General features: G+C 67.2%; 16 protein-coding genes. 5 read left to right on the top strand and 11 right to left on the bottom strand.

The genetic code is table 11. The features are described from left to right. Nucleotide 1 precedes the first annotated feature (1 nt). The gene (locus OG394_RS07675; protein WP_328994295.1) at nucleotides 2-283 is read left to right on the top strand and encodes a DUF6412 domain-containing protein; all 282 of its coding nucleotides are present in this window, start codon (nucleotides 2-4) and stop codon (nucleotides 281-283) included. A 39-nt stretch (nucleotides 284-322) separates the two neighbouring features. Further along, a complete protein-coding gene (locus OG394_RS07670) occupies nucleotides 323-1,003 on the top strand; it encodes a YidC/Oxa1 family membrane protein insertase (protein ID WP_328994294.1) in 681 nt (226 codons plus the stop codon). A gap of 105 nt (nucleotides 1,004-1,108) precedes the next feature. Here the strand turns inward: OG394_RS07670 and OG394_RS07665 are convergent, their stop codons facing one another. From OG394_RS07665 to OG394_RS07640, 6 genes are all read right to left on the bottom strand, one after another. Further along, entirely contained in the window at nucleotides 1,109-2,032 is a 924-nt protein-coding gene (locus OG394_RS07665) for a pseudouridine-5'-phosphate glycosidase (protein ID WP_328994293.1), read from the bottom strand. Next, the gene (locus tag OG394_RS07660) at nucleotides 2,029-3,156 is read right to left on the bottom strand and encodes a PfkB family carbohydrate kinase (protein WP_328994291.1); all 1,128 of its coding nucleotides are present in this window, start codon (nucleotides 3,154-3,156) and stop codon (nucleotides 2,029-2,031) included. The genes OG394_RS07665 and OG394_RS07660 overlap by 4 nt, the downstream gene beginning before the upstream one ends. Before the next feature lie 118 nt (nucleotides 3,157-3,274). Then, nucleotides 3,275-4,780 (bottom strand): sensor histidine kinase, encoded by a 1,506-nt coding sequence (locus OG394_RS07655; RefSeq protein ID WP_328994289.1) that lies wholly within the window; start codon nucleotides 4,778-4,780, stop codon nucleotides 3,275-3,277. Next, a complete protein-coding gene (locus OG394_RS07650; protein WP_328994288.1) occupies nucleotides 4,777-5,472 on the bottom strand; it encodes a response regulator transcription factor in 696 nt (231 codons plus the stop codon). The genes OG394_RS07655 and OG394_RS07650 overlap by 4 nt, the downstream gene beginning before the upstream one ends. A gap of 115 nt (nucleotides 5,473-5,587) precedes the next feature. Then, nucleotides 5,588-6,145 carry a hypothetical protein gene (locus tag OG394_RS07645; RefSeq protein ID WP_328994287.1) on the bottom strand — a complete coding sequence of 186 codons (558 nt, stop codon included), beginning with the start codon at nucleotides 6,143-6,145 and terminating at the stop codon, nucleotides 5,588-5,590. A gap of 131 nt (nucleotides 6,146-6,276) precedes the next feature. Further along, the gene (locus OG394_RS07640) at nucleotides 6,277-6,759 is read right to left on the bottom strand and encodes a DUF456 domain-containing protein (protein ID WP_328994286.1); all 483 of its coding nucleotides are present in this window, start codon (nucleotides 6,757-6,759) and stop codon (nucleotides 6,277-6,279) included. Between the two features lie 102 nt (nucleotides 6,760-6,861). Between OG394_RS07640 and OG394_RS07635 the strand changes: the two genes are divergently transcribed. Beyond that, a complete protein-coding gene (locus OG394_RS07635; RefSeq protein WP_328994285.1) occupies nucleotides 6,862-8,952 on the top strand; it encodes a glycogen debranching N-terminal domain-containing protein in 2,091 nt (696 codons plus the stop codon). A gap of 45 nt (nucleotides 8,953-8,997) precedes the next feature. Here the strand turns inward: OG394_RS07635 and OG394_RS07630 are convergent, their stop codons facing one another. Together OG394_RS07630 and OG394_RS07625 are read right to left on the bottom strand one after the other, a co-directional pair. Then, complete coding sequence (locus tag OG394_RS07630; RefSeq protein WP_328994284.1) at nucleotides 8,998-12,195, bottom strand: RHS repeat domain-containing protein; 3,198 nt, start codon at nucleotides 12,193-12,195, stop codon at nucleotides 8,998-9,000. Continuing rightward, nucleotides 12,192-15,407, bottom strand: coding sequence for a hypothetical protein (locus tag OG394_RS07625; protein WP_328994283.1), 3,216 nt, complete (start codon nucleotides 15,405-15,407; stop codon nucleotides 12,192-12,194). The genes OG394_RS07630 and OG394_RS07625 overlap by 4 nt, the downstream gene beginning before the upstream one ends. 404 nt (nucleotides 15,408-15,811) lie before the next feature. Here OG394_RS07625 and OG394_RS07620 point away from each other — a divergent pair, with 404 nt between their 5' ends. Then, nucleotides 15,812-19,768: an RICIN domain-containing protein gene (locus OG394_RS07620; protein WP_328994282.1), complete on the top strand. Its 3,957-nt coding sequence runs from the start codon at nucleotides 15,812-15,814 to the stop codon at nucleotides 19,766-19,768. 116 nt (nucleotides 19,769-19,884) lie between these two features. On the opposite strand, the gene OG394_RS07615 is transcribed toward OG394_RS07620, so the two are convergent. Beyond that, on the bottom strand, nucleotides 19,885-20,130 hold the full coding sequence (locus OG394_RS07615; RefSeq protein WP_328994281.1) for a DUF7455 domain-containing protein: 246 nt from the start codon (nucleotides 20,128-20,130) through the stop codon (nucleotides 19,885-19,887). Between the two features lie 271 nt (nucleotides 20,131-20,401). After that, nucleotides 20,402-21,487 (bottom strand): hypothetical protein, encoded by a 1,086-nt coding sequence (locus OG394_RS07610; RefSeq protein ID WP_328994280.1) that lies wholly within the window; start codon nucleotides 21,485-21,487, stop codon nucleotides 20,402-20,404. 91 nt (nucleotides 21,488-21,578) lie between these two features. On the opposite strand from OG394_RS07610, the gene OG394_RS07605 reads away from it, so the two are divergent. Continuing rightward, nucleotides 21,579-23,663, top strand: a complete 2,085-nt coding sequence (locus OG394_RS07605; RefSeq protein ID WP_328994279.1) for a DNA gyrase/topoisomerase IV subunit B — start codon at nucleotides 21,579-21,581, stop codon at nucleotides 23,661-23,663. 135 nt (nucleotides 23,664-23,798) lie between these two features. Here the strand turns inward: OG394_RS07605 and OG394_RS07600 are convergent, their stop codons facing one another. Further along, nucleotides 23,799-24,188 carry a hypothetical protein gene (locus OG394_RS07600; RefSeq protein ID WP_328994278.1) on the bottom strand — a complete coding sequence of 130 codons (390 nt, stop codon included), beginning with the start codon at nucleotides 24,186-24,188 and terminating at the stop codon, nucleotides 23,799-23,801. Nucleotides 24,189-24,384 lie beyond the last annotated feature (196 nt).

Here is a 24,384-nt window from a genome sequence, read left to right as displayed (position 1 = left end):
GATGGGTCAGGTCATCGCCGGCGTTTGGTCGCTGGCGATGCCTGCCCTCGGCCTGGATTCAGGTCTCCTGGCCGTCGCCGTGCTCACGGCGGCGGCCTCTTTGTTCGCCCTCTTGCTGGTCTCCCGCGCTGCCGCGGACCAGCTGGTCTCGGCACCGCAGCAGGTGCTGGCCACCGCCTTGCGCGAGGTCTCGCGCGAATCGGCCTTTCTCCGCCTCCGCGATCCCGACGACGCGGGTCGCCCGCGTCCGCGAGCACCGGGACAGCCCAGCTCTTCTCGCTGACCTGTTCCGGTTTTTCTCTCACTCTCGCGGAGTACAGCCATGCCCGATTTCTTTGCCGCGCCCGTCAACGGCGCGTACCACCTCGTGTCCTGGATCGCCTCGAGCATCCAGCCCCTGACCGGCCCGTACGCCGCCGCGCTCGCGATCGTGTTGTGCACGATCGCCGTGCGGCTCCTGCTGCTACCCCTCGGCGTCGCGGCCGCCCGCGGCGCCAAGGCCCGGGTCGAACTGATGCCCAAGATCTCCGAGATCACCAAGAAGCACCGCGACAACCCCGAAAAGGCTCAGCGCGAGATCGCCTCGTTGCAGGCTGAGACCGGTACGACGATGTTCGCCGGGTGTCTGCCGATGCTGGCGCAGCTCCCGTTCTTCTGGGTGCTGTACAGCCTGTTCTCCACGGCGATCGTGGCCGGGGAGCCGAACGGACTGCTGTCCGGTGTCCTCTTCGGTGCGCCCCTCGGCGTCCACTGGCCCCTCGTCGCCGCCACCCCCGCGTACGTCGGCCTCGCCGTACTGCTCGCTGTCGTCGCCTTCTTCTCCGCCCGCTGGCAAGCCCGCCAGCCCAACCAGCCCGCCACCAACACCGCCATGGGCCGAGTGATCCGCCTACTCCCGTACGGCACCCTCGCCACAGCCGCCTTCATCCCGCTAGCGGCCGGCCTCTACCTCCTGACCACCACCACCTGGACGGTAATCGAACGCGCCATCCTCACCCGCTAGCCCCACCGCCAACGGCCGCCTCCGATCCCCCTCTTTGTCCACGAGTGGTCGCCTCTGAACGGGGTCAGACCTGACGGAGGTCTGTCCGGGCTGGTGGGGTGCGCGTTAGGGAAGGGCGGCGTATTCGGTGGCTACTTGGGCGCCGAGGTGGGCGTTGTTTTTGACGAGGGCGATGTTGGCGCGGAGGCTGTCGCCTTGCGTCAGTTCGACGATGCGGCCCAGCAGGTACGGCGTGGCGTCCTTGCCTGCGATGCCGGCTTGCGCCATTTCGGCGAGGGCTTGTTCGATGATGCCGTCGATCTGGTCCGATGGGATCTCGTCCGCGAGCGGGATGGGGTTCGCGATGCTGAGCCCGCCGGGGATGCCGAGGTCCCACCGGGCGTGCATGATGGCGGCGAGTTCCTTCGGCGAGTCGGCGCGCATGGGGGAGGCGAAGCCGCTGGTGCGCGAGTAGAACGCCGGGAACTCGTCGGTGCCGTACCCGATCACCGGCACGCCCAAGGTCTCGAGCGTCTCGAGGGTGAGCCCGATGTCGAGGATGCTCTTCACGCCGGCGCTGATGACCGCCACTCCGGTCGTGGCGAGCTCGGTGAGGTCCGCGCTGATGTCGAACGTGGTCTGCGCGCCTCGGTGTACGCCGCCGATGCCGCCGGTCACGAAGACCCTGATCCCGGCCAGCGCGGCGAGCCGCATCGTGCTGGCCACGGTCGTCGCGCCGTGCCCGCCGCGAGCCACCACGTACGCCAGGTCGCGGACGCTCGTCTTGCTCACGTCGGGGCTGGTGGCGAGCAGTTCGAGGTCGTCCGGCGAGAGGCCGATCCGGGGACGGCCGTGCAGTACGGCGATGGTGGCCGGGACAGCGCCGTACGAACGGATGATGTCCTCGACCTCGGTGGCCATCGCGACGTTCTGCGGATACGGCATGCCGTGACTGATGATCGTGGACTCGAGGGCGACGACCGGGCGTCCGTCGTGCAGGGCCTCGCGGACCTCCTCGGTCAGCGTCAGGCGGGGATGGGGCGTTGTCATGGCTGGCTCCGGGTGGCGTGGTTCAGCGCGTCCTCGATGAGGCGCGGGGTCAGGTCGGGTCGCACCGTGGACGTACTCGCGACGGTCAGCGCGGCGGCCGCGTGGCCGTACCGGGCCGCCTCGACCGGGTCGCTGCCCGTCAGCAGGGCATGGGCGAAAGCGCCGAGCATCGCGTCCCCGGCGCCGGTGACGTCGTGGACCTCGGTCGGTGGTGCGGTGAGGAACGTGTGGCCTTCGCCGGCGGTGCTGAGCAGACTGCCGCGTTCGCCGAGCCGGATCCAGACGTGCTGGACGCCCTGCTCGTGCAGCTCGGTCGCGGCCTTGACCAGCTCATCGGCGCCCAGGCCGCCGACCTTCCGGCCGATGATCGCCTCGAGCTCGGCCAGGTTCGGGGTGACGGCGAAGACGGGTCGTTCGGGGCTGAACAGCGGAGCGAGGAGGGCCGCTTTGGGCACGCTGACCGGGTCGATCATGGTCGGGACGCCGGCGACGTGCGCGATGTCCATGGCGTACGTCAGCACGTCGGTGGAGAGGTTGCCGTCCAGCACCAGCAGGCTCGCGTTCGCGATGAGCTCGCGGCCTGGGTGGAGGTGGCGGGGTTCGAGGCCATCAGTGGCAGCCATGTCCGCGACGGCCACGACCAGGGAGCCGTCGGCGTCGAGCACCGCCGCGTAGGTCCCGGTCGGATGGGCGCTGCGATGCACGTGGTCGATCCGCACTCCGGCCGCCTTGGTGTCGCTGAGCAGCCGCTCGCCCGCGGGATCGTGGCCGACCGCGGCGATCAGGTGGGTCGGGGTGCCGAGGCGGGCGAGGTTCTCCGCGATGTTGCGGCCGACGCCGCCCGCGGTGGTGCTGGAGTGGCCGGGATTGCTGGTGCGCGGCTCGACCGGGGCCAGGCTGCGGACCTTGATGTCGACGTTCGCGCCGCCGATCACCACCACCGCGTTGTCCTGGCGCAGGATGTAGCCGCGGCCGAGGATGGCGCCTTTCTTGCCGAGGTTCGAGAGATGGACGTTCACCGCGGCCCGGGTGGTGCCGAGGGCGTCGGCGATCGCCTGGGCACCGGCGAGCGGGTCGCGGCGCAGCAGCGCGATGATCTCGCGTTCGCGCTGAGTCAACATCATACTGATCAAACTAAAGCAGCCTTAGTCGACTAAGCAAATTCTGCCCGGTGGATCCGGCGTCCAGAACTTCCCCACTCCCGGCATTGCCCGCACGGCAGCGTCGTACGGGCGTGCAGTCCTAGGCCTGGTTGGGCTCGAGGGGGAGGGAGACGGTGAAGGTGGTGCCGCCGCCGGGGGTGTCGGTGATGGTGACCTTGCCGGCGTGGGCGGCGACTAGGGCGGCGACGATTGAGAGGCCGAGGCCGGAACCGCCGGTGGTGCGGGTGCGGGCGGTGTCGGCGCGGTAGAAGCGCTCGAATACGCGGTTCTTTTGTTCGGGGGATAGGCCGGGGCCGGTGTCGCTGACTTCGAGTACGGCGCTGCCGTCGCGCGTGCCGACCGAGATCGTCACGGGCGCCGGCGCGGGCGTGTGGTGCAAGGCGTTGCTGACGAGATTGCCGAGCACCTGGCGGAGGCGGGCCTCGTCGCCCTCGACCACGGGCGCCTCCGAACCGGGCAGGATCCGGAACTCGACCTTCCGCTCGGGCTGCACCGCCTCGGCATAGTGGACGGCGTCGCCGGCGAGGGTGAGCAGGTCGACGGGTTCGCGCTGCAAGGGCCGTTGCTGGTCCAGCCGTGCGAGTAGGAGTAGGTCGTCGACGAGTAGGCCCATCCGCTTGGCCTCGTCCTCGATCCGGCGCATCGTGTCGGGATCGGCCGTACCGCCACGCTGACGGGTGAGTTCGGCAAAGCCCCGGATCGACGTCAGGGGAGTGCGCAACTCGTGACTGGCGTCCGCGACGAACCGCCGCATCCGGTCTTCGCTGAGTCGCGCGGCCTCTTCGGATCGGCGCGCGGTGTCCTCGGAACGGCGGGCGGCGTACTCGGAGGCGGTGCGCATCGCGAACGCGTTCTCGATCTGCCCGAGCATCTGGTTCAGCGCAAGCGAAAGCCGTCCCACTTCGGTCCGCGGATCCCACTCGGGCACACGGCGGCTCAGGTCACCACCCGCGATCGCGACAGCCGTGTGCTCGACATCCTCCAGCCCGCGCAGACTCCGCCGTACGACGTAAGTCCCCACGCCCGCAAGCAACACCAGCAGAATCACGCCGACCGCCATCTGCACGCCGATGAGTTGGTTGATGGTGGCGTTCATGTCGGCGAGACTCTGCGCCACGATTACCGATCCACTGCCGTCGAAGCGCGCGACGGCGATCGCTCGCCAGTTGCCATCGCCGGATTCGGCCGCAACGTTGAAGGGTTGGCTGTTTCGGCCGAGGACGTCCTGGATGCTCATTGCCGGCAGATTCGGAGCGCCGTCGCTGGCGTTCTGGCGTAGTTGGAACTGCGCGACCGTCGCGCCGTTCCTCCTCAGCACCTCGATGTAATAAGGGCTGGGCAGGATGCGAAGTTTGCGGTCGCGGGAGGGATCGTCCAAGCCGGGCGGAGGTGCCGGTTGGGTGAACGGCATCGCCGTTGTCCTGAGCCCGGCGTCGACTCGGTCGAGGAGGTACCCGCGCATGATGGCGGTTGCGGTGAAGCCGGAGCCGACCAGAGCGGCCGTGACCAGGACCAATAGCGCTACCACGATGGTGATGCGCAGGGGGTAGCGGTCGGAGAAGCGCCGACGCGTCGTCACGTTCACGCTCGCGGGGTGCGGAGGACGTAGCCGACGCCTCGGACGGTGTGCAGGAGCTTTTGGTCGCCGGTATCGACTTTGCGGCGGAGGTACGACATGTACGACTCGACCACGCCGGCGTCGCCCGCGAAGTCGTAGTTCCACACGGCCGACAGGATCTGGCTCTTCGAGAGCACGCGCTCGGCGTTCTCCAGCAAACACCGCAGCAGCTTGAACTCGGTCAGCGACAACGAGACGGGCTGACCCGCCTTGAACACCTCGTAGCTGTCCTCGTTCAACTCCAGGTCGGCGTACTTCAGCACAGCCGCCTCAGACGTCGTCTGCTCGCGATGACCCGATCGACGCAACAACGCGCGCACTCGGGCGACCAGCTCGTCCAGGCTGAACGGCTTCGTCACGTAGTCGTCGCCACCGGTCTGCAGGCCGAAGACCTTGTCCTCGACGGCATCCCGCGCGGTGAGGAATAGCACCGGTACATGCCGGTCCTCGCTGCGTAGGCGCCGTACCACCTCGAAACCGCCGAGGCCGGGCATCATGACGTCGAGTACGACCAGGTCGGGTTCGACCTCGCGCGCCTTCTTCAGCGCCTCGGTGCCATTGGTCGCGGTTGACACGTCGTAACCGGCGAAACGCAGACTCGCGGACAGCAGTTCGACGATATTCGGTTCGTCGTCGACGACCAGCAGGTGCGGGCTCATACCCCTCAGTCTGAACCCGTCACCCGTGGGCCGGCTGGACGTTCCCTGTGAACCAGCTGTGAGTCGCCGCCCGTCCCTTGCGCGCACGACGACTCCGTCCACCTCAGGTTGAGGGTTAGCGCGGACCTCGCTTGAGACCCCACTTCTCCCGTGCCGCATCGCGAGTCGTGCTGTCGTTCACGCTGACCGCGGTGGCCTTGTCGCCGTCGACGATCGCCGACACGTGGACCTTGTTGCCGGTCTTCACGTCGGCGATACCGTCGCGGGCGGCGTTCACCAAGGTGTCCTCGGTCAACGTGTAGGTGCGGCTGTACCCGTCTTCGCTCTTGACCGTGATCGACTCCGTGCTGACCGCGGTCACCTCGCCACGCTGGGTCGCGACGGTCTGGTAGCCGCCGCCATCCTTCGGTACGACGAACTCGCCGTGCAGTGCGCGAGCCGCACCCATGAGCCCGTGCTTACCGCCGAGACCTTCGGGCCGGCCAGGCTTGGCCTCATCGCTCGGAGTCGAGGGTGAGGCTGAACTCGAGGGTGATGGGGACGGGGTCGGATCGGCACCGCCCAGGTCACCCGCGGCCCAGGCCACCCCGCCCGCCGCCGTTGTCACCGCGACCGCCGCGACCGTTCCGGCGAGCCGCCACCGCTTGGTGCCGTTCTTCTCGTACGTCGTCATCTGTGCACTGCCTCCCGTAGGTCATGCACCGGTGAAGGGGTAGCCGGTGCCATACCTACTCAACGCTGCCCGCCCGACCTAAGACAGACCTCCGACGAACCTGGCAAAACCCTGGCAATCGGGCGTGGAGGTCAGAGGAAGAGGACCGCGATCAGCCAGGTGGCGGCGGCCAGGGCGGTGCCGGTGAACTCGATCAGGATCGAGAGGCCGGTGACCCGGAGGGCGTGCTTGGTCGACTCCCAGGCGGTGTCGTGGTTGCCGAGGCGGTGGCGTTCGGACAGGTAGACGCCGAGCGGGAAGCCGATGAACATGCCGACGACGGGGATGACGAAGAACCCGACGATGCCGAGCAGCACGCCGATCAGCGTCGAGCGCCGGGGGACGCCGGCGTCGCGGAGCTTGCGCTCGGGCACGATGTACTTGACCACCTGGCTGGCGCCGATGAACGCGGTCGCGATGGCCAGCACGGTCCAGCCGGTGGCGGACTGCTCCTCGAACGCCCAGACTCCGATCGCGGCCCAGCTCAGGATCGCGCCGGGCAGGATCGGGATGACGATTCCCACGATGCCGACGAAGATCGCGATACCGACCAGGACCAGGGCGAAGTCATTCACGAACGCCACTCTGCCGTATCACCGGTACCACCAGCCGCCGACGCGCGCGGCTCGGGATCGCCCGGGCCTGCGGGTGATGGACGGGCTCCCTAGTGTGGAGGAATGACGTATTTGCACGAGCTCGTCGTCACGCTCGCCGCGCCCTGGGTGGTGCTGTCGCCGCGGTCGGGTCAACTGACCGGGACCGGTGCGGAGGGGGTGTTCGTGGCCGATCACCGAATTCTGTCGGTGGCGCGTCTTAGTGTCGGTGGTGAGGCGCCCGTGCCGGTTCATCTCGACGAGTACGACGGGGGCTCTGTTCGGTACGACGCGGTGGTTCCGGGGCTGGGCGATCCGGGGCATGACCTGACGGTGACGGTCGGGCGTGACCGCGAGCTGAGTGTAAAGGGGATGCGTGAGTCCATCGAGGTGGTGAACCGTTCGACCGAGGAGATCGAGTATGACCTGATTGTTGCCCTGGGCACCGACCTGGCGGGTACGGCGATGGTCCGCAGCGGCGCCGCTGCGGAATTGGCGCTATGCCCGGTGGAGACTGACGGCAACACCCTGACTTGGCGCGGTGATGGTGTCGAGGTCACGGTGACACTGGACCCTGCCCCGGCCGTGCTCATCGTCCTGCCCGATGGCGTGACCGAGGCCCGCTGGCAATGCCGCACGCCCGTGGGGGAGTCGACGACGATCGGTTACCACGTCGGCCTGACAGTCGAGCCCGGCGAAGGTTTCGCGATCGCGCCTCCGGCCAGCCGTCCGACGTACAACGGTCAGCCCGACGGGGTTTCGGTCGAGTGTGACGACTCGCGGGTTGGGCGATGGGTGGAGCGGTCGCTCGATGATGTGGCCGGGTTGATGTTGAGTGCCGGCGAGGATCGGTATCTGGGTGCTGGGCCGCCTTGGTATTTGACCTTGTTCGGAAGGGATTCCCTGATTTCGGCGTCGATGCTGGTCGCGGTCGATCCGGGGCTGGCCGCCGGGACGTTGCGGGTGCTCGCGCGTTGGCAGGGTTCGCGGCACGACGCCGATGCGGCCGAGCAGCCGGGGAAGATCCCGCACGAGCTTCGCGAGGCCGTCGCGGATCATGGCAGCGGGCTGGTTCTGCCGGCGGCGTACTACGGCACCCACGACGCAACGCCCTTGTGGATCACGACGTTGCACAAGGCCTGGCGCTGGGGGATGCCGGCCGCCGAGGTCGAGGCGTTGCTGCCCACGGTCGAGAAGGCGCTCGCCTGGATCCGGGATGAGGCGGATCCGGATGGCGACGGCTTCCTCGAGTACATCGACACGTCGGGGCACGGCTTGGCCAACCAGGGCTGGAAGGACTCGGTCGACGCCGTGCAATGGCCCGACGGGACGCTCGCGGAAGCGCCGATCGCGCTCTCCGAGGTGCAGGCATACGCCTATGCCGCCGCGTTGGCCGGCGCCGACCTGCTGACCGCCTTCGCCGAGCCAGCCGAGGAGCGGCCGGGTGATGAATGGCGCGACTGGGCAGCTTCGTTGAAGGAGCGCTTCCGCGAAGCCTTCTGGGTCGAGGGCTACCCAGCCATCGCCCTCGACGCACACAAACGACCGGTCGCAGGAGCCGCCTCGAACATGGGCCACCTCCTCGGCACCGGCCTACTCGACCCTCACGAAGAGGCAGCAGTCGCCCATCGCCTCAGCCAACCGGACCTCGACAGCGGCTACGGCCTACGCACGCTCTCGAACAACGCCACCAGATTCAACCCGCTCGGCTACCACACCGGCAGCGTCTGGCCCCACGACACCGCCATCGCCATCACCGGCCTGTACGCCGCCGCCAACACCAACGCGAGTACGGAAACCCCAACCGCGGCTGGCTACGCCGACGTCGCACGGTCGTTCGTGACGGGATTGACCAAGGCGGCCGAGTCGTTCGGCTACCGACTGCCCGAGCTGTACGACGGACTCGGCGGCGAGCGGACCCCCACGCCGTACCCGCTGGCCTGCCGTCCACAGGCGTGGGCCGCGGCATCGGCGATCGCGGTCGTGGTGGCGGCGCTCGGCATCGAGCCGGACGTCCCCGCGGGCGTACTGCGCATCACGCCGGCCGACCCGTTCCCCTGGCGGCGGCTGGAGCTGCACGGCCTGCGCATCGGCGACGAGCGACTATCGCTACGCGTCGACGACGGCCAGCTGACGATCCTCGCCGCGCCCGAAGGCCTGACCATCCAGACATAGCGAGACCCCCGCCTCCACCAAGGAGACGGGGGTCCGGCTAAACGGTTACTTGGGCAGGAACTTGGTGGGCTCCATCCCCGGTAGACGCCAGTTCTTGGGGTCTCCGATCTTCATGAAGTTGTTGCCGAGCTTCTGCCATCCACCACGGAACACCGTCTTCGCGACATCGAAGCCGGTGGCGCCGACGCTGCGCTGCACGCCCGCGGCCGCGCTCGGCACCATGCTCGAGGTGATATGACCGCCAACGCTCGCGAGGCTGATCTTCTCCCCGGCGAGAGCATCCACACCCGTGTGCAGGGCACCACCGATCAGACCGCCGAACGCGGCCGATCCGACCGCGGCACAGACCAAGGCGGCTGGACCACACAAGGCGACGGCTGCCATCGAGGCGAGGAATCCGGTCGCGAACGATGCGGCCGCATGCAGGATCGTCTTGCCCAACTCGGACTGGGCGAACTGCTTGATGCCACGTCCGACCGCGACCGCGGCATCAACCACGGCCTTCACCGCTGTCTGGACGTTCTTGACGACCTTCTTCGCCACTGTCTTGGCGGCGGAGGCGATCTTCTTCGCCACCACTTGGACCTTCTTGACGAAGGTCTGGATCTTCTTGACCACCACCTTCGCGATGGTCTTGACGACCTTCTTGATCTCCTCCTTGACGGTGTGCACGAAGGTCCGGACCGCTTCAATGCCCTGGGTGACCTTGTCGCGCACCCAGTTGACCACCGGCGTGACCGTCTTCACGACGTTCCGGACGGTCTCGACCGTTCGCGTCACGACCGTCTCCGCGACCGACTTGATCGAGCTGGTCACGCTCGACACCATGTTGCTGAACCACGAGTTTCCATCGGGGTCCGTGAACGTCACCGGGCTGTTGTTGGAGTACGAATACCCGTTGATCGTTTGCGGATCCTGGTAGTTCGCCTCCGGATCGACCGAGATGAACCGGCCTAACGTCGGGTCGTACTCCCGGGCCCCGAGATGCACCAGCCCGGTGCTGGCGTCGTTGGTCCCGCCGACGAATCCACGCTGTCCCGGCCAGGCGGTCGGGGCGGTGCCGCGGACGTTGCCGTACGGGTCGAGCCGGCGCCGCTGCACGTTCTGCTGCGCGGTGTTGTCGATCGCCGTCGTGGTGGTGCCGTGGTGGTCCGCACCGAGCCAGCTGAGCTGGTTGGCGCCGACCCGGACCGCGACGGTCTGCTCGCCGTGCTTGTAGTACCGCGTGCCCTGCAGCGAGCCGTCCGGCTTCAGCAGGACCTCGGTGTCACCCGGCAGGTAGAGGGTCACACCCGACGAGTCGCGGCGGATCAGCCGGTCCCCGTCCGCGTTGTTCAGGTACTTCGTGGTCTTGCCGCCACCGGTCACCTCGGCCAGCTCGTTCTCGCCGTCCCAGCTGAAGGTCTCGGCCGTGCCGTTGAGGTTCCGGTTGGTCAGGTTGCCGCTGTCGTCGTACTGGTAGGTGTCGGTCTTGGCCCCGCCGGTACCGGTCGTGGTGACCGACTGGACCGCGTGCGGCCGGGCCTGACCCGCTGCCGGGTAGGCGTACGTCGCCGTGGTGGAACCGCTCGCGGAGGTCCGCGTCTCGCTCTTGCGGTTACCGGTCAGGTCGAACGTCCAGGAGTGCCAGTACGGCGCGGGGCCGCCCAGCGTGTCCTTGTTCGGCGCAGCGGCGCAATCGCCGTTCGCCGGGGTCCACGCGCCCGTGAGACGACGCAAGTGGTCGTACGTGAAGCACTGGTTGTCGGTGGGCTCACCGGTGGTCGACGACGGCGCATCGGTGATCTTGATGATGTTGCCGGCGTCGTCGTAGCTGTAGCGCACGTCGGAAACACGTGCCGGCGCTACCTCCTTCGACGTTGTGACCCGGGTAAGTCGGCGTGTGCCCGCCTCGTAGTCGTACAAGTGGCTGACGGACTTGCCGCCGGTAGCGCCGACAGTAAGACCGGAGACCTCACCGAAGGCGGTGTAGCTGGTGCTGCGCACGTAGCTGGTGAGCTCCGAGGACAGCGTCGTCGGCAGGTCCTTGTCGTTGTAGCCGTACTGCAGCGTCTCCTGCGGCAGACCACCAACAGCCGGTACGGTCGACGAGGCGATCTCGCCGTCCGCCTTGTAGGTAGAGGCGAACTTGTACGTACCGGCCAAAGCGCCTTCGGAATCCGGCAGTGTGACTTCAGTGCCGAGCGGCTTACCGGACGGGTCGTAGCCGGTGACCTTGGTGATGTACGCCTTACCGTCCACCCAGCGGGTAGAAGTGCTCGGCGAACCCTTCGCCGTGACACCGGTCTGACCCACCACCGGCACGTCGTCGTACTTCCAGTCGGACAGCAGCGTCTTCGCACCCGTAGGCGCGACCTGGTGAACGGCGGACCTGCGGCCGATGGTGTCGTAGCTGAACTCGAGCTTCGATCCACGGGCGTCGATGCTGCTGGTGACCTGGTCGAGCTCGTTGTAGGTGAAGGTCGTCGTGCCCTTGTCCGGGTCGATCTCCTTCACCTTGCGGCCGCGGACGTCGTACTCCCAGGTCCACTTGTTGCCGGCCGGGTCGGTGATCAGCAACGGCCGGCCCGCGGCGTCGTACTTGTACGAGGTCTTGTCGTACGTGCCGGAGGCCGTCGTGCCGGTGAACTGGCGGAGTTCCGTCAGCCGGCCCTGGGAGTCGGTGACCTTCGTGGTCGGCTGCTGGCCCTTCGGCGGCTCGACCGTCTGCTGGTCCGCCGAGTTCTTGTGCTTGGTGGTCCAGCGCACCGTGGTGCCGGAGACGAAGGTCTCCTCGACCGGACGCTCGGCACCGTCGAAGCTGATCAGCTTCTTGGTCGGGATGGCGTCCTCGACCGGTTCCGCGACGGTCTCCGTCACGGGCTGGTCGTTGTAGTAGGCGCCGTACTGCTTGATCGCGAGACCACGCGAGTCGTACCGCGTCTCAGTGATGACCCGGCCGCCACCCGGCGCGGGCTCCTGCTGCTGCCGCGGGCGGAGCATGCCGTCCGACAGCTCGTAGCCAACGGCAACACTGCCGTCGCTCTGCAAGGTCTTACTGATCACGACGCTGGCCGCGTTGCCTTCGCCGATGTGGTACTCGTACTCCATGTTGGGGATCGCCGCGTTGTCGGCGACGTACGCCTGCCCCGCGATCTTGCTGGTCGTCTTGGCCGTACCGGCGCGTCCGGCGGTCCACACCTTGGTGGTGCGGCCGAGCGCGTCGTAGGTGGCCTCGGTGCGACGGCCGGCCTGGTCGGTCACCACCAGGTCCTCACCCCAGGCGGGCTCGACCTCCTTGGTCGTGGTGTGCCCGTTCGGCTTGGTCGTTGAGACCTGGGTGACGGACCAGCGCCCGCCGGGGTGTAGGTCGTCGTGCTGACGGCACCCTTGGCGTCGGTGGACCGAGTCGGCCGGCCCAGCGCGTCGAACGCCATGGTCGACTGGACTTCGTAGATCGGGTTACCGGATGCGTCGTGGCCGGAGACCCGTTCCGTCTTGGTCGGGTTGCCCTTCGTCGGTGCGGCGTCCACTGAGGCGGCACCGTCGTAGTAGGTCCGCTTGTCGGCGACGACCTGTTCCTTGGCGAACGGCTTGTCACAGGCGACGGAGACCGTCAGCTCGCGCTTCACGATCTCCTGGATGCCCAAGGCGTCGTTCTTCACGTACTCGTACTTGGTGCACGTGTCATCGGTAGTGTCGGCCACGTTGTTCACGTCGTTCTTGGCCAGCAGCACGCCCTCGGCGTCGTAGACGTTGTTCGCGGCCTGCGTACGCAGCCCACCACCCGCGACGGTCTGGACCTGCTTGTTACCGGCCTGTTCGACCTGGAACGAGCTGACAGTCGCCCACGGCTTCACCCGCGTCGCAGTCGGTGCGGACACCCACTGGTCGTTGATGGTCCGGTCGACGATCTCACTGCCGTTGTACGTCGTCTGCTCGCGCAGCTGTCCCGCCAGCGGCAGCAGGTCGTCGAGCTGCTTACCCTCGGAGTCGACGATCTTGACGTCCTTCACGCCACCGCCGGCGAGCTTGTCGCCATCCATGCCGCGGAAGTAGCGCGACTCGGTGACCGACTGCGTACCACCGTCCGGGTGTCCCTTGATCACCTTGACGTGGTCGTACCCGCGCCAGCTCGACCAGGTCTTCGCCCCGATCTCGACCAGGCCGTCCTCGTCATCGTGGCGCCAGGCCGGCTGCGAGAGGTACTGGACCTCGGTCACGACCGGCTGGGTGCTGAGGAAGCGGTCGCTTTCGGTCACCTTCGCCACGACGTACTTGTGGAACCAGTCGGTGCGCTCGGTGTCGTTGGTCGGCGTCCACTTCATCGGGTGGCAGCGACGGCCGTTGGTGTCCGGCGCCGGTACGTCGCCCGGCTTGCAGTCCTGCGGGCTGTAGTCGATCTTGATCACGCCACCACTGCCGTAGGTGACGGTGTTGACCCGCAGCCAGTTCATCGGCGGCTGCGCGTCACCGACCGGGTCGACGCGGTTGGCCAACTGGATGCTGTCGAAGTTGACCTCGGGCATCGCCTGCGGTGCACCGACCAGACCCTCTTCGGAGATCGCGTCCAGCCAGAGGCCCGGCTTGGTGTTGTCACCGGGGTCACGGAACGACTGGCGCAGGTTCCACGCCTCGACATCGGTGAACCTGTTCTCGCTCGCCCGCCAGACCTGGGTGCCGATCTTGATCAGCCGCTTCTTGGTCCAGAAGGTCGGGTTGAACTTCTCGCAGCTCGTCGACGACGTGCACTCCTGGTCGAGCGGAGTGTCCGGGTAGTCGGCGGCGGTGCAGGCAGTGCCCGGCACGCAGCGCGGCGCGGTGGTGAACAGCACCTGCGCGACCGGCTCGCTGGTGAGGACGGCGCCGTCACGCTGGCCGTACTCGATCCGCTTCACGTTGCCGGCCCGGGTGTACTTGCTGACCGTGGTCTTGGTCGCGTTCCGGCCGTAGAAGTTGTCCTCCTTGTCGTAGAACAACGTCATGGTGTTGCCGTTGCGGTCGACGACGTAGTCGAGGTTCCACTTGTAGGCCTGGTCGCACCACGAGGTGACGAAGGTCGCCTTGTTGCAGGGCTCGCCGCCGTGGTTGCCGAAGACCGGCACGGTGAACGTGGAGTTGGTGGTCTCCTTCACCGGCGCGGCGTCGTACCCGGTGACCTTGTTCAGGCCGAAGTAGTACTTCGTGCCGTCCTTCGAGGTCAGCAGCCAGTACTCGCCGTCGTTGTCGCCGTTCTCCTTGGTGGTGTCGGTGATCCGCTCGATCGTCGACCCGTCGTCGTTGCGCGGGTGCCACTTCTTGGTGGTGTCGTCGAGGACCAGCTCGCCGCCCTTGCCATTAAGCGAGAACGTGGCGTTGTCGGTAGCGAAGCACAGGTCACCGGTGATGGCCGAGCCGTTGTTACCGGTCTTCTCCGACTTCGACGCGCACGAGGCGTACTTGCGCTCGATGGAACCACCCGGCGAGAACTCGAACCCCTCGCCGACCCACGACGGCTGGTTGTTCGTCGCAGCCGTACGGCCGTCAACGCCACCAGAGGAGTAGTTGATGTCCACCTGCGGCACCGGCCCACCGAGACCCGGCGGCGACTTCAGCGGGTACGACCAGTTGAAGTCACCAGCCGAACCACCAACGGTCCAAGTCGCCGACGGCTTCAGTGACGTCGCCTTGAAGTCACCGCCACCACTGGCAGCAGCAGCCTGTACGACGAACGTGCCGGGCGTGGCGCCGTCCGCGGCCACTGGTACGTCGGCCGCGAGCTCGTCCGAGCCGTCGTTCAACGTCGGCAGCTCCTCCAACACACAACCAGCAGCAGGCGCCTTGCCAGTTGCCTGCGCGGTGGCGAGGCAGTCCGGCACCTTGTACATCCGCAAGCGAAGCGCCCAGTCGCCACCGAAGGTGTGCCGGAACTGCTGGTAGTTCACGCGGAGCTCGGCCCGGCCGGCCGCGCGGACTCCGTCACTACGCCCGACCTTGAGGACCAGCTGATTCCCCTGACGCCCGAGCGACTGGACTCGCACCTTGCCTGGTACTGCGTCCGCCGACGTCGCCTTCGCCGCCCCAATGGCACGGCCGCGAGGGACGCCGACCCAGACGGGCAGGTCTCCCGCCCGGCCCTTCGCGAGTTCGGTGGGGGTCAGCGGACCACGCTGGGTGGGGGCAGGCGTCACGCGCGGATCGCCGTCCGCGACGGGCACCGCGTCCGCCGTACCGGCTCCGGGCCAGACCACCTTCGGCGTACCGGTGACGTCCAGCTTGGCGCCGGCGTCGATCGGCGCCGGCTTGGTCGCGGCCTCCTTGACCGGAACGGACTTCAGCTTTGCCGGAGTCCAGTCGGGGTCCTTCGCGATCGCGGCCGGAGTCGCCTGCGCGGCCGGGCCGTAGAGGCCGGCGATCAGCGCGAGGCTGGTCGCCATGATCAGACCGGCCCGCGGCAACGATCGCCGCAGGCTGGTATTTCTAGGTATTGGGGACATGCGGAACCTCCACAGTCGGGCGATAAAAGTGGCGGTTTACGGTGACATGCATTTCTAACGATTGACCAGAGATTTTGTCTGGGTCGAATGGTCGGCATTCGGGCTGCTTTTCGGCCACAACTGAAACCCTTCCGCCGGGGTCTCGCGCCGGTGTACATCTGAGGCTGGCCTGTTCGCTGTCCGCCTGACAGCAGGCGATCGAGGGCCGGGGGAGGACGTGCTGATGAACCACTGACACCTGCTCGACGAGTCGCCGGTGGTGTCGCGAACGCGCCGGGGTGAGAAATGCACAAACTACTTCTGGCCACCCATTGGCCCATTCCCCGGGTGAGGTGTATCCGCGTATGTCCAGACGCTCATTGTTATATGGTTTACTGGCGCTTTCCCTGCCGTTCTCTCTGCTGGTGGCGGGACCGGCTCCCGCGACCGCCCAGGCTCCGACGACGGCTGCGGTTGCTGAGCAGCCCGAGGTGCCGCAGGCCCGTTCGGTCGAGGCGAAGGCCGCGCTCGAAGCCGCCCGCACCGGTCGCCGGATCGAGGTGCCGACCTGGCGCAGCGAGACGGCCGAGATCTTCGTCAATCCGGACGGCTCGAAGACGATGGAGCAGCACGCCGTACCGGTGCGAGTTCGCAAAGGCAGCGGCTGGGCCAAACCGGACGCCACCCTGGAGCGCCGTACCGACGGCACGATCCAGCCGGTGGCCGCGGCAACGCCGATCGTCCTCTCCGGGGGAGGCGCGAACGGTGAGCTGCTCCGGATCGGCAAGCCCGGTGAACGGGTGGTGATGGGCTGGCCCGGAAGGCTTCCCGCGCCCCGGTTGAAGGGTGACACCGCTACGTACCCCGAGGTGTTCCGCGGCGTCGACCTGCAGCTCAAGGTCGGCCTGAACGACTTCTCGTACCTGCTCGTGGTGAAGAACCGCGAAGCGGCGAAGAACCCAGCCCTGCGCCAGGTCAAGGCGCCGATCCGCGGTGAGGGCCTGAAGATCTCCGTCGCCGCCGACGGCCGGACGATCGCCCAGGATCGCAACGGCCAGCCCGTGTTCACAGCACCCGCGCCGGCGATGTGGGACAGCACGCCGGCCACGGAGCGCCGGGCCAAGGTCGGCATCCGCTCGAGTGGCAACGCGCTACTGCTCACGCCAGACCAGAAGCTACTGGCCGACCCGGCGGCGAAGTTCCCGATCTACATCGACCCGTCGTTGAGCGGCAACCTGCTCGGCTGGCTGCACATCAACGTGCGGATGGGGAACCAGACCGGCTGGGGTTACGACACCGGCCAGGGCGCCAAGGTCGGCCGGGCCTACCAGGACACGGCCAACCTTTACCGCTCGATGTTCCGGATGTCGACCGTCAACGGCGCGCAGAACATCGCGGGCAGCCAGGTCAGCGCCGCATCGTTCCGGATCACCCTCGACCACACGCCGACCGGCACCCCGACCCCCGTCGCGCTCTGGCACGTACAGAACCTCAACCCGGCCGTCGGCCACAACTGGGACAACACTGGCGAGGGCTTCTGGCTCGGCAACCTGCAGACCGTCAATGCCGAGTCGTACCCGCCGCCGGAGGACAAGGCGGTCGAGTTCAACAACGAGAACCTGCGCCTCCTGCTCCAGTCGATCGCCGACAACCGCGCGACGGAGGTCTCGCTCGGCCTGCGCGCTCCTGATGAGAACAGCCAGGTCCAGTGGAAGAAGTTCCACGCGGGCAGCGCCGGTCTGTCCATCACCTACAACACGCCGCCGCGGATGCCGAAGTCGTTCAACTTCCTCCGGCCTCGGCCGTGCGGTACCGCTACCGCGCCCACGCCGACGACGAACACGCGGCCGCAGTTCTCGGCCGTCGCCAACGACCCGGACACCGGCGACAGCGTCACCACGACCGTGCAGATCCTCAACCCCGCCAACACCGTCGTGCACTCGAGCGAGGTCGGCCCGACAGTCAGTGGCGCCGCCTTCTCTTGGCCCGAGGTGCCGGCCGACCGGTTGCAGAAGGGCATCGTCTACCACTACCGGGCCTTCACCCGCGATCCGATCGCGACCGGTCCGTCGACACCCGACTGCTACTTCATCATCGACCCGGATGCCCCGCTCGCGCCGGTGATCGAGTCCAACGACTTCCCCGATGGCGAGCCTGTGAAGAACAAGGGCGAGACCGGTTCGGTCACGTTCAAGCCGAACCCCGGGCAGCCGAACGACATCGCGGAGTACGTCTACGGCTTCGCCCGCGAGAAGACCACGATGCGCGTGAAGGCGAACGCCGACGGCAGTGCGACCATCCCGATCACGGTGTGGCCGGAACGCGCGGGCGAGCAGGCGCAGCGCCAGCTGTTCGTCGGTGCCGTCGATCGCGCGGGGAACTACGGCCCGATCGGCGACTACTGGACGTTGATGGCGAACGATCCGGGCACGCCCGCGCCACACGTACGAGGCGACAGCAACGGTGACGGCAAGGCCGACCTGACCGCCGTGTTCGACCACGGATACGGACGGACCTCCATTTGGAACCTGACCTCCACCGGTCCCGCCTTCCACACCGGCGTGGTCGGCTGGGACACCGGTGAGGGCGGCAGCTTCGGTCTGACCCGCACACGTCCGGTCCAGGGCGACTTCAACGGCGACGGCCGGACCGACATGGCAATGCTCCGGGAAGGCTCCGGCCGGCAGATCTGGCTCTACCAGCTCCCATCGGACGGCAACCGGTACGACGCGCAGCCCGCGAGCTGGACGAGTGGGCCGAACGGGTCGCCCCTGAGCACCGCGCGCGCCTTCGCCGGGGACGTGGACGGCGACAAGAAGGACGACATCGCCGTACAGAACGCGGTGACCGGCGCAGGCTGGGAGGTCATGGTCCTCACCTCGGCCAGTAACTTCACGAGGGCGGTCAGCTGGGCGAAGTCCGACGCAGGCAACGCCTGGACGCAAAGCGCGCCGCTCTTGGCCGACATCACCGGTGACGGCAAGGCCGACCTGGTCAGCCTGCGCAATCTCGGTGGCTGCCGCACGGTGGCCGAGTTGTACCGCTCGACCGGCACGGGGTTCGCCGCGCCCACGACGGCGTACGACTCGGGGGCGAACGGGTATTGCTGGGAGAAGAGCAAGGCCGTCGTCGCCGACGCGGACGGTAACGGCACGCAGGACGTCGTCGCGCTGTACGAGACGTCGCCGACCGAGGCCGAGCTGATGGTCTTCAAGGCGTCGAGCGGCACGTTGACCCGGTCGACCTGGTGGAGCGCCGCCAACGCCTTCGACCTGTCCAAGTCGACGCTGACCGCGGGCGACTACAACGGCGACGGCAAGGACGACGTCGGCGTGCTCTATGCGTGCTGCACGACGGGACAGCGCCAGGCCTTCACGTTCGCCTCGACCGGTACGTCGTTCGGCGCGAAGCACAACGCGTGGGCGGGTCAGGTCGACGCCGTCACCGGGCCGAAGTTCGAGCTGGAACACCGGACGTACGACCTGGTCAGCCGGAACAGCGGTAAGTGCCTGAACGTCGAGTTCGCGAGTACGAACGACCTCGCCCGGTACATCCAGTACAAGTGCTTGCCCGTCGACCTCAACGCGAGGTTCAGGGTGGACGCGATCGCCGGCACCGACCAGTACAGCGTGCGGCCGATGCACAGCATGAAGTGCGCCGACGTCGACGACTGGGGGATGGGCGACGGCGCGCAGCTGATCCAATGGCCGTGCGGCAGCGGCAACGGCGAGGCGACCGCGAACCAGCAGATGACGATCGAGTACGTCGACGGCAGCAGCTACGACACCGTCGTACAACTGAAGTTCGCGCACAGCGGCAAGTGCGCGACCGTCGTACCGGATGGGCCGGTCACCACGGCCGACGACTACGCGCCGATCCAGCAGCACACGTGTGGGCAGCTCACAACGCAGCAATGGGTGCTCAGGCCGTCTTACAACGCCGATCAGCTAGGGGAGAACGGGACGGCCCGTTATCGCGTTGAAGCGGCCACCTCGGCCCACGTACTGGATATCGAGGACTGCGCCCGGACCGAGAACGTGCGGATGTGGCTCTGGGTGCCGGGCAGCCCGTGCCAGAGCTGGAAGCTGGAGAGCCTGGGCGATGATGTCTACAAGATCATCGACCCGAGCACCAACCGGGCGATCGATATCGAGGGTTGTTCGAAGCAGTTGCGCGGCACGATCCGGGCGTTCGCGAGCAACGACTCCGAGTGCCAGCGCTGGCGGATCGAACCCAGTCCGGGCGGCAGCTACGTAGTGACGGCCGTCTCATCGGGCCTGTCACTCGACGTGGCCGGTTGTAGCCCGGCCCAGGGCGCGGACGTGATCACCTGGCTCTACCACGGCGGTCCGTGCCAGCGGTGGTTCTTCAAGAAGCAGTAGGTCTGTCCGGAACCGGACAGTGAAAGATGGCGGCCACCCGCTCGGGTGGCCGCCATCGAGATGACGTCTCTAGTTGGTTCGCGCCCGTAGTCCGGCGCGTTCGTCCGGGCCCCGGGCTACCGGTCGTCCTCCGCGGCAGCGGCCGCCTCTGCTTCAGCCTTCTTGGCTTCGAGCCGGCCGGTCTCGTCATGGATTGTGATGGCGATGTTGCGCAGCTTCTCCGCGTGCTCCCGGCTGTGGTGGGCGCAGAAGAGCAGCTCCCCACCGCTGGTCAGGGTGACACGAACGTAGGCCTGCGCGCCGCAGCGGTCACAACGGTCCGCAGCCGACAGGGTCGAACTCGGGGCGAGTGCTGTAGTCACTTTGAGGCCTCATCTCATCTAGTTCCGTACTCACCAGATAGCAACATCCTCACATGCGGATCACTTCCCGGTAGGCCCAGTGTGTCCGAATGTGAGACGAACCACCTGCTCCCTTATGACGCATATTGACGGTGATTCGTTTCTGCAGCGGGCGTTTTGTTGTTTCCGGCGGGTGTCGGGCGTGTCATTTCTCACTGTGCGGCACAAGACCACTACCGCGTGTCGACCAACGGAGTGTCGCGATCTTGTCCGGATCGATATCACCATTTGGTCAGCTGACGGTCTTTTGGATGTCCTGTAAGAGAGTTTGCCAAGAATCCGAGACACCAAGTGACTGGGCGACCACAGGCAGCAACAGGGCGAGGTTGTTGCGGGTGAAGCGAAGTCGCACTCGTGGTCCCACCGGCCAGGTCGGCATGGCGTCGATGGCTTGATAGCGGTCCGTCAGCCAGGTGAGCTCGTCCTGCAACTGGGCTCGTTCGTCGCCGCTGGCCGTGGCGAGTCGGCGCCGGGTGGCGGCTGCCTGCTGGCTGATGTCGTCCGCGTCGCGCAGATGCTCCTCCTTCTCCTCGGACATGATCACGTGAAAGGCCCAGAGCGGCGCCACGAACGCGAGAATCTCCAGAAAGACGGCGAAGGCCAGCTGGCCGACGTACGTCGTGCTCCATTCGCTATACCGGTTCCCCAGTAAGGGGAAGATGAACCACCAAGCCCCCAGGTATGCCGCCGGCACTGCCAGCACCGAGGCCTGGAAGAAGTAAAGGTCGCCGACCGGACGTAATCCGCCTGCACCATCGAGATGTTCCGGATCGGTGTCCAGCCGCAGACCCGCCTCGGTCATCCGATAGCCGAGCCGCGCGTAGCTGACCGCCCGCCCGATGAACGGCCCGGCGAAAACCCCGGCCAGGACTGCCTCGAGTACGGCGACCAGGGCGTACCGGCCGAAGTCTTCCTGCTTGGCCGCGATCCATCCGACCAGCAGGACGACGGGCAGGATGCCGCTCCAGACCAGAGTGGAACGACGTGCCGCGTTGTGCACCGCGGTCTCGAACGCGACCAACTCGTCGGGCTCGGCCTTCAAGGTCTCGCGCCGCGCCAAGCGGTCCAGCGTCTCGTGCACCTTGGCCGGCAGGTTCAGGGCGATCCGGCCGGCGATCAGCAGGGTGACGATGCCGCTGACGAACAGCCAGTCCCAGGCCTTCAGGTCGGTGCCGAAGAGGTTGAGCTCGTTGAGGAGGAGCAGCACCAGCACGAGCGCGGTCCAGGGCAGGTAGTGCCGCCGGATCCAGCGCTCGGGCCGCCACAACGCGAGATCGGCCGTCACCATGTGCTGATCATCCCGCGCCGGAAGGCTCACGGCGAGTTCGTAACGGCGTGCTGTCCCGGGGTTGTCGGTGCGGCCGCATAGGGTAGGTCCCGAGCATCACCTGAACCAGTGAAGGAGCCTTGTGGCCGCCCCGACGCCTCGCAGTACCGAGCTCGACCCGACGTACAACGCACGCCACCTGCTGGTGCTGGAAGGCCTGGAGGCAGTCCGTAAACGCCCGGGTATGTACATCGGGTCCACGGACAGCCGCGGCCTGATGCACTGCCTGTGGGAGATCATCGACAACGCGGTCGACGAGGCCCTGGCCGGCCATGGCGACCGCATCGACGTCGTGCTGCACAAGGACGGCTCGGTCGAGGTCCGGGACAAGGCCCGCGGTATCCCCGTGGACATCGAGCCGAAGACGAAGATGAGCGGTGTCGAGGTCGTCTTCACCAAGCTCCATGCCGGCGGCAAGTTCGGCGGCGGCTCCTACAACGCGTCTGGCGGTCTGCACGGTGTCGGCGCCTCCGTGGTGAACGCGTTGTCCGCGCGTCTCGACGTCGAGGTCGACCGCGGTGGCGTCACCTGGACCACCTCGTTCCGCCGTGGCGCGCCGGGCGAGTTCGACGGCGAAGGCGCGTCCGCCGTGTTCACCCCGACGACGGGTCTGCGCAAGGCCGGCCGCGCCAAGAAGGGCGTGACCGGGACCCGGATCCGCTACTGGGCCGACCGGCAGGTCTTCACCAAGGACGCCGCCTTCAACTACGACGAGCTGGTCACCCGGGCGCGGCAGACGTCGTTCCTGGTGCCGGGCCTCGAGCTGGTCATCCGCGATGAGCGGACCGACGAGGTCACCGAGGAGACGTTCAAGCACGACGGCGGCATCAGCGAGTTCTGCGAGTTCCTCTCCACCGACCAGAAGGTCACCGACGTCATCCGGTTGGCCGGCACGGGTCACTTCACCGAGACCGTGCCGATGCTGGACGACGCGGGTCACATGACCCCGACCGACGTCGAGCGCGATCTCGAGGTCGATATCGCGGTGCGCTGGGGCGAGGGCTACGAGACCGAGATGCGCTCCTTCGTGAACATCGTCGCCACCCCCAAGGGCGGCACGCATGTGAACGGGTTCGAGCGGTCGCTGACCAAGACCCTGTCGAAGGCGCTGGAGGGCACCCGGCTGATCAAGGCGGGGGAGGAGATCGTCAAGGACGACGCCCTCGAAGGCATGACCGCGGTCGTCACCGTCCGGTTGTCCGAGCCGCAGTTCGACGGTCAGACCAAGGAGGTGCTGGGCACGCCCGCCGCCTCGCGGATCGTGGCCAAGGTGGTGGAGACGGAGCTCACCGAGTTCCTCACCTCGACCAAGAAGAACGAGAAGCCGCAGGCCAGGTCCCTGCTGGAGAAGGTTGTTTCCGCAGCCCGGACCAGGATGGCCGCTCGCCAGCACCGGGAGCTCCAGCGGCGTAAGACCGCGTTGGAGTCGTCGGCGCTGCCCGCGAAGCTCGCCGACTGCCGTAGCAACGACGTCGATCGGTCCGAGCTGTTCATCGTCGAGGGTGACAGCGCCCTCGGTACGGCGAAGCTCGCGCGCAGCTCGGAGTTCCAGGCGCTGCTGCCGATTCGCGGCAAGATCCTGAACGTGCAGAAGGCGTCGGTCGGCGACATGCTGAAGAACGCCGAGTGCGCCTCGATCATCCAGGTCGTCGGCGCCGGTTCGGGTCGTTCGTTCGATCTCGAGCAGGCCCGCTACGGCAAGATCATCTTCATGGCGGACGCCGATTCGGACGGCGCGCACATCCGTTGTCTGCTGGCCACGCTCTTCTTCCGGTACATGCGGCCCCTGGTCGATGCCGGCCGGGTCTACACCGCCGTGCCGCCGTTGCACCGGTTCGAGCTGACGAACCCGAAGAAGGGCCAGGACAAGTACATCTACACCTACAGCGACGCCGAGTACCAGCGGAAGACGGCCGAGCTGATGAAGAAGGGGGTCAAGTGGAAAGAGCCCCCGCAGCGCTACAAGGGTCTTGGTGAGATGGACGCCGACCAGCTGGCCGAAACCACCATGGACCCCCGCCACCGCACCCTGCGCCGCATCACCGTCGACGACGGCGAAGCCGCCGCAGGCGTCTTCGACCTCCTGATGGGCAACGACGTAGCCCCCCGCAAGGAGTTCATCGTCCAAGGCGCCTACGACCTGGACGAATCCCGCATCGACGCCTGACCCCCGCCCTGCGGGGACGCTTGTCGGGTGTCGAGAGCTTGCTCGACGTCCACGGTGGTGATGTGCCCTGCAAGGACCAGCTTCGCGCCGAATCGCATCGCCGCGGATTTGCCATGTTGTGCGGCGAACACCGCATCACGGCCTGAGGGTCACGCCGAGCACCTGGTAGAGGAGCAACGCCATGGCGAGGAAGACAAGGCTGGTGAACACGAGATCCTCGAACCAGTCAACGATGCCTGGATCGCGCTCCAGCAAGATCTTCGGGTTGTAGTAGAGGATCGACGCCGCAGCCACCACCGCTGAGAAGATCAGGCCAACCCATGGTGCCCATCCGAAGCCAGCGAACAGAAGAACGATCACCAGGGCGGCGACCACATAGAGTGCGGCGTTGTTCTTCACGAAACTCGCCACGGAGTCATGGGGTGACGTACCGGCCTTCGCCGTAGCGCGATAGAGCTCGTAAGCCAGTGAAAGCACGAATGCCGCAACGAGAACCCATGCTGCCTGCGTAACCAGATCGGTCATCCCGCCTCCAGCCCCGAGAGGGACTCCGACCCGTTGCCACGGCCAGGTAGGAGACCACAGGCTTCCTGACGGCAAGCGGCGTCGGAGGTTCTTCACCCATAGTCCACGCGTGTCGGTCACCTGTACAACACGCCGCGGCTTACCTCCGTGCCCGACGCCGGCGCTTGACCAGTCATCGGGCCGGAGGTCGTCGAGT

The organism is Kribbella sp. NBC_01245, assembly GCF_036226525.1.
Classification (GTDB): domain Bacteria; phylum Actinomycetota; class Actinomycetes; order Propionibacteriales; family Kribbellaceae; genus Kribbella.
Note: the sequence above shows the minus strand (reverse complement) of the source record. Positions and strands in the feature narration are given on the sequence as shown.

Bases quoted from the DNA above. Each gene is read 5' to 3' on its own strand.
- OG394_RS07600 (WP_328994278.1), bottom strand. From the start codon at position 24,188: ATGACCGATCTGGTTACGCAGGCAGCATGGGTTCTCGTTGCGGCATTC.
- OG394_RS07670 (WP_328994294.1), top strand. From the start codon at position 323: ATGCCCGATTTCTTTGCCGCGCCCGTCAACGGCGCGTACCACCTCGTG.
- OG394_RS07635 (WP_328994285.1), top strand. From the start codon at position 6,862: ATGACGTATTTGCACGAGCTCGTCGTCACGCTCGCCGCGCCCTGGGTG.
- OG394_RS07645 (WP_328994287.1), bottom strand. From the start codon at position 6,145: ATGACGACGTACGAGAAGAACGGCACCAAGCGGTGGCGGCTCGCCGGA.
- OG394_RS07675 (WP_328994295.1), top strand. From the start codon at position 2: ATGGGTCAGGTCATCGCCGGCGTTTGGTCGCTGGCGATGCCTGCCCTC.
- OG394_RS07650 (WP_328994288.1), bottom strand. From the start codon at position 5,472: ATGAGCCCGCACCTGCTGGTCGTCGACGACGAACCGAATATCGTCGAA.
- OG394_RS07665 (WP_328994293.1), bottom strand. From the start codon at position 2,032: ATGACAACGCCCCATCCCCGCCTGACGCTGACCGAGGAGGTCCGCGAG.
- OG394_RS07660 (WP_328994291.1), bottom strand. From the start codon at position 3,156: ATGATGTTGACTCAGCGCGAACGCGAGATCATCGCGCTGCTGCGCCGC.
- OG394_RS07625 (WP_328994283.1), bottom strand. From the start codon at position 15,407: ATGTCCCCAATACCTAGAAATACCAGCCTGCGGCGATCGTTGCCGCGG.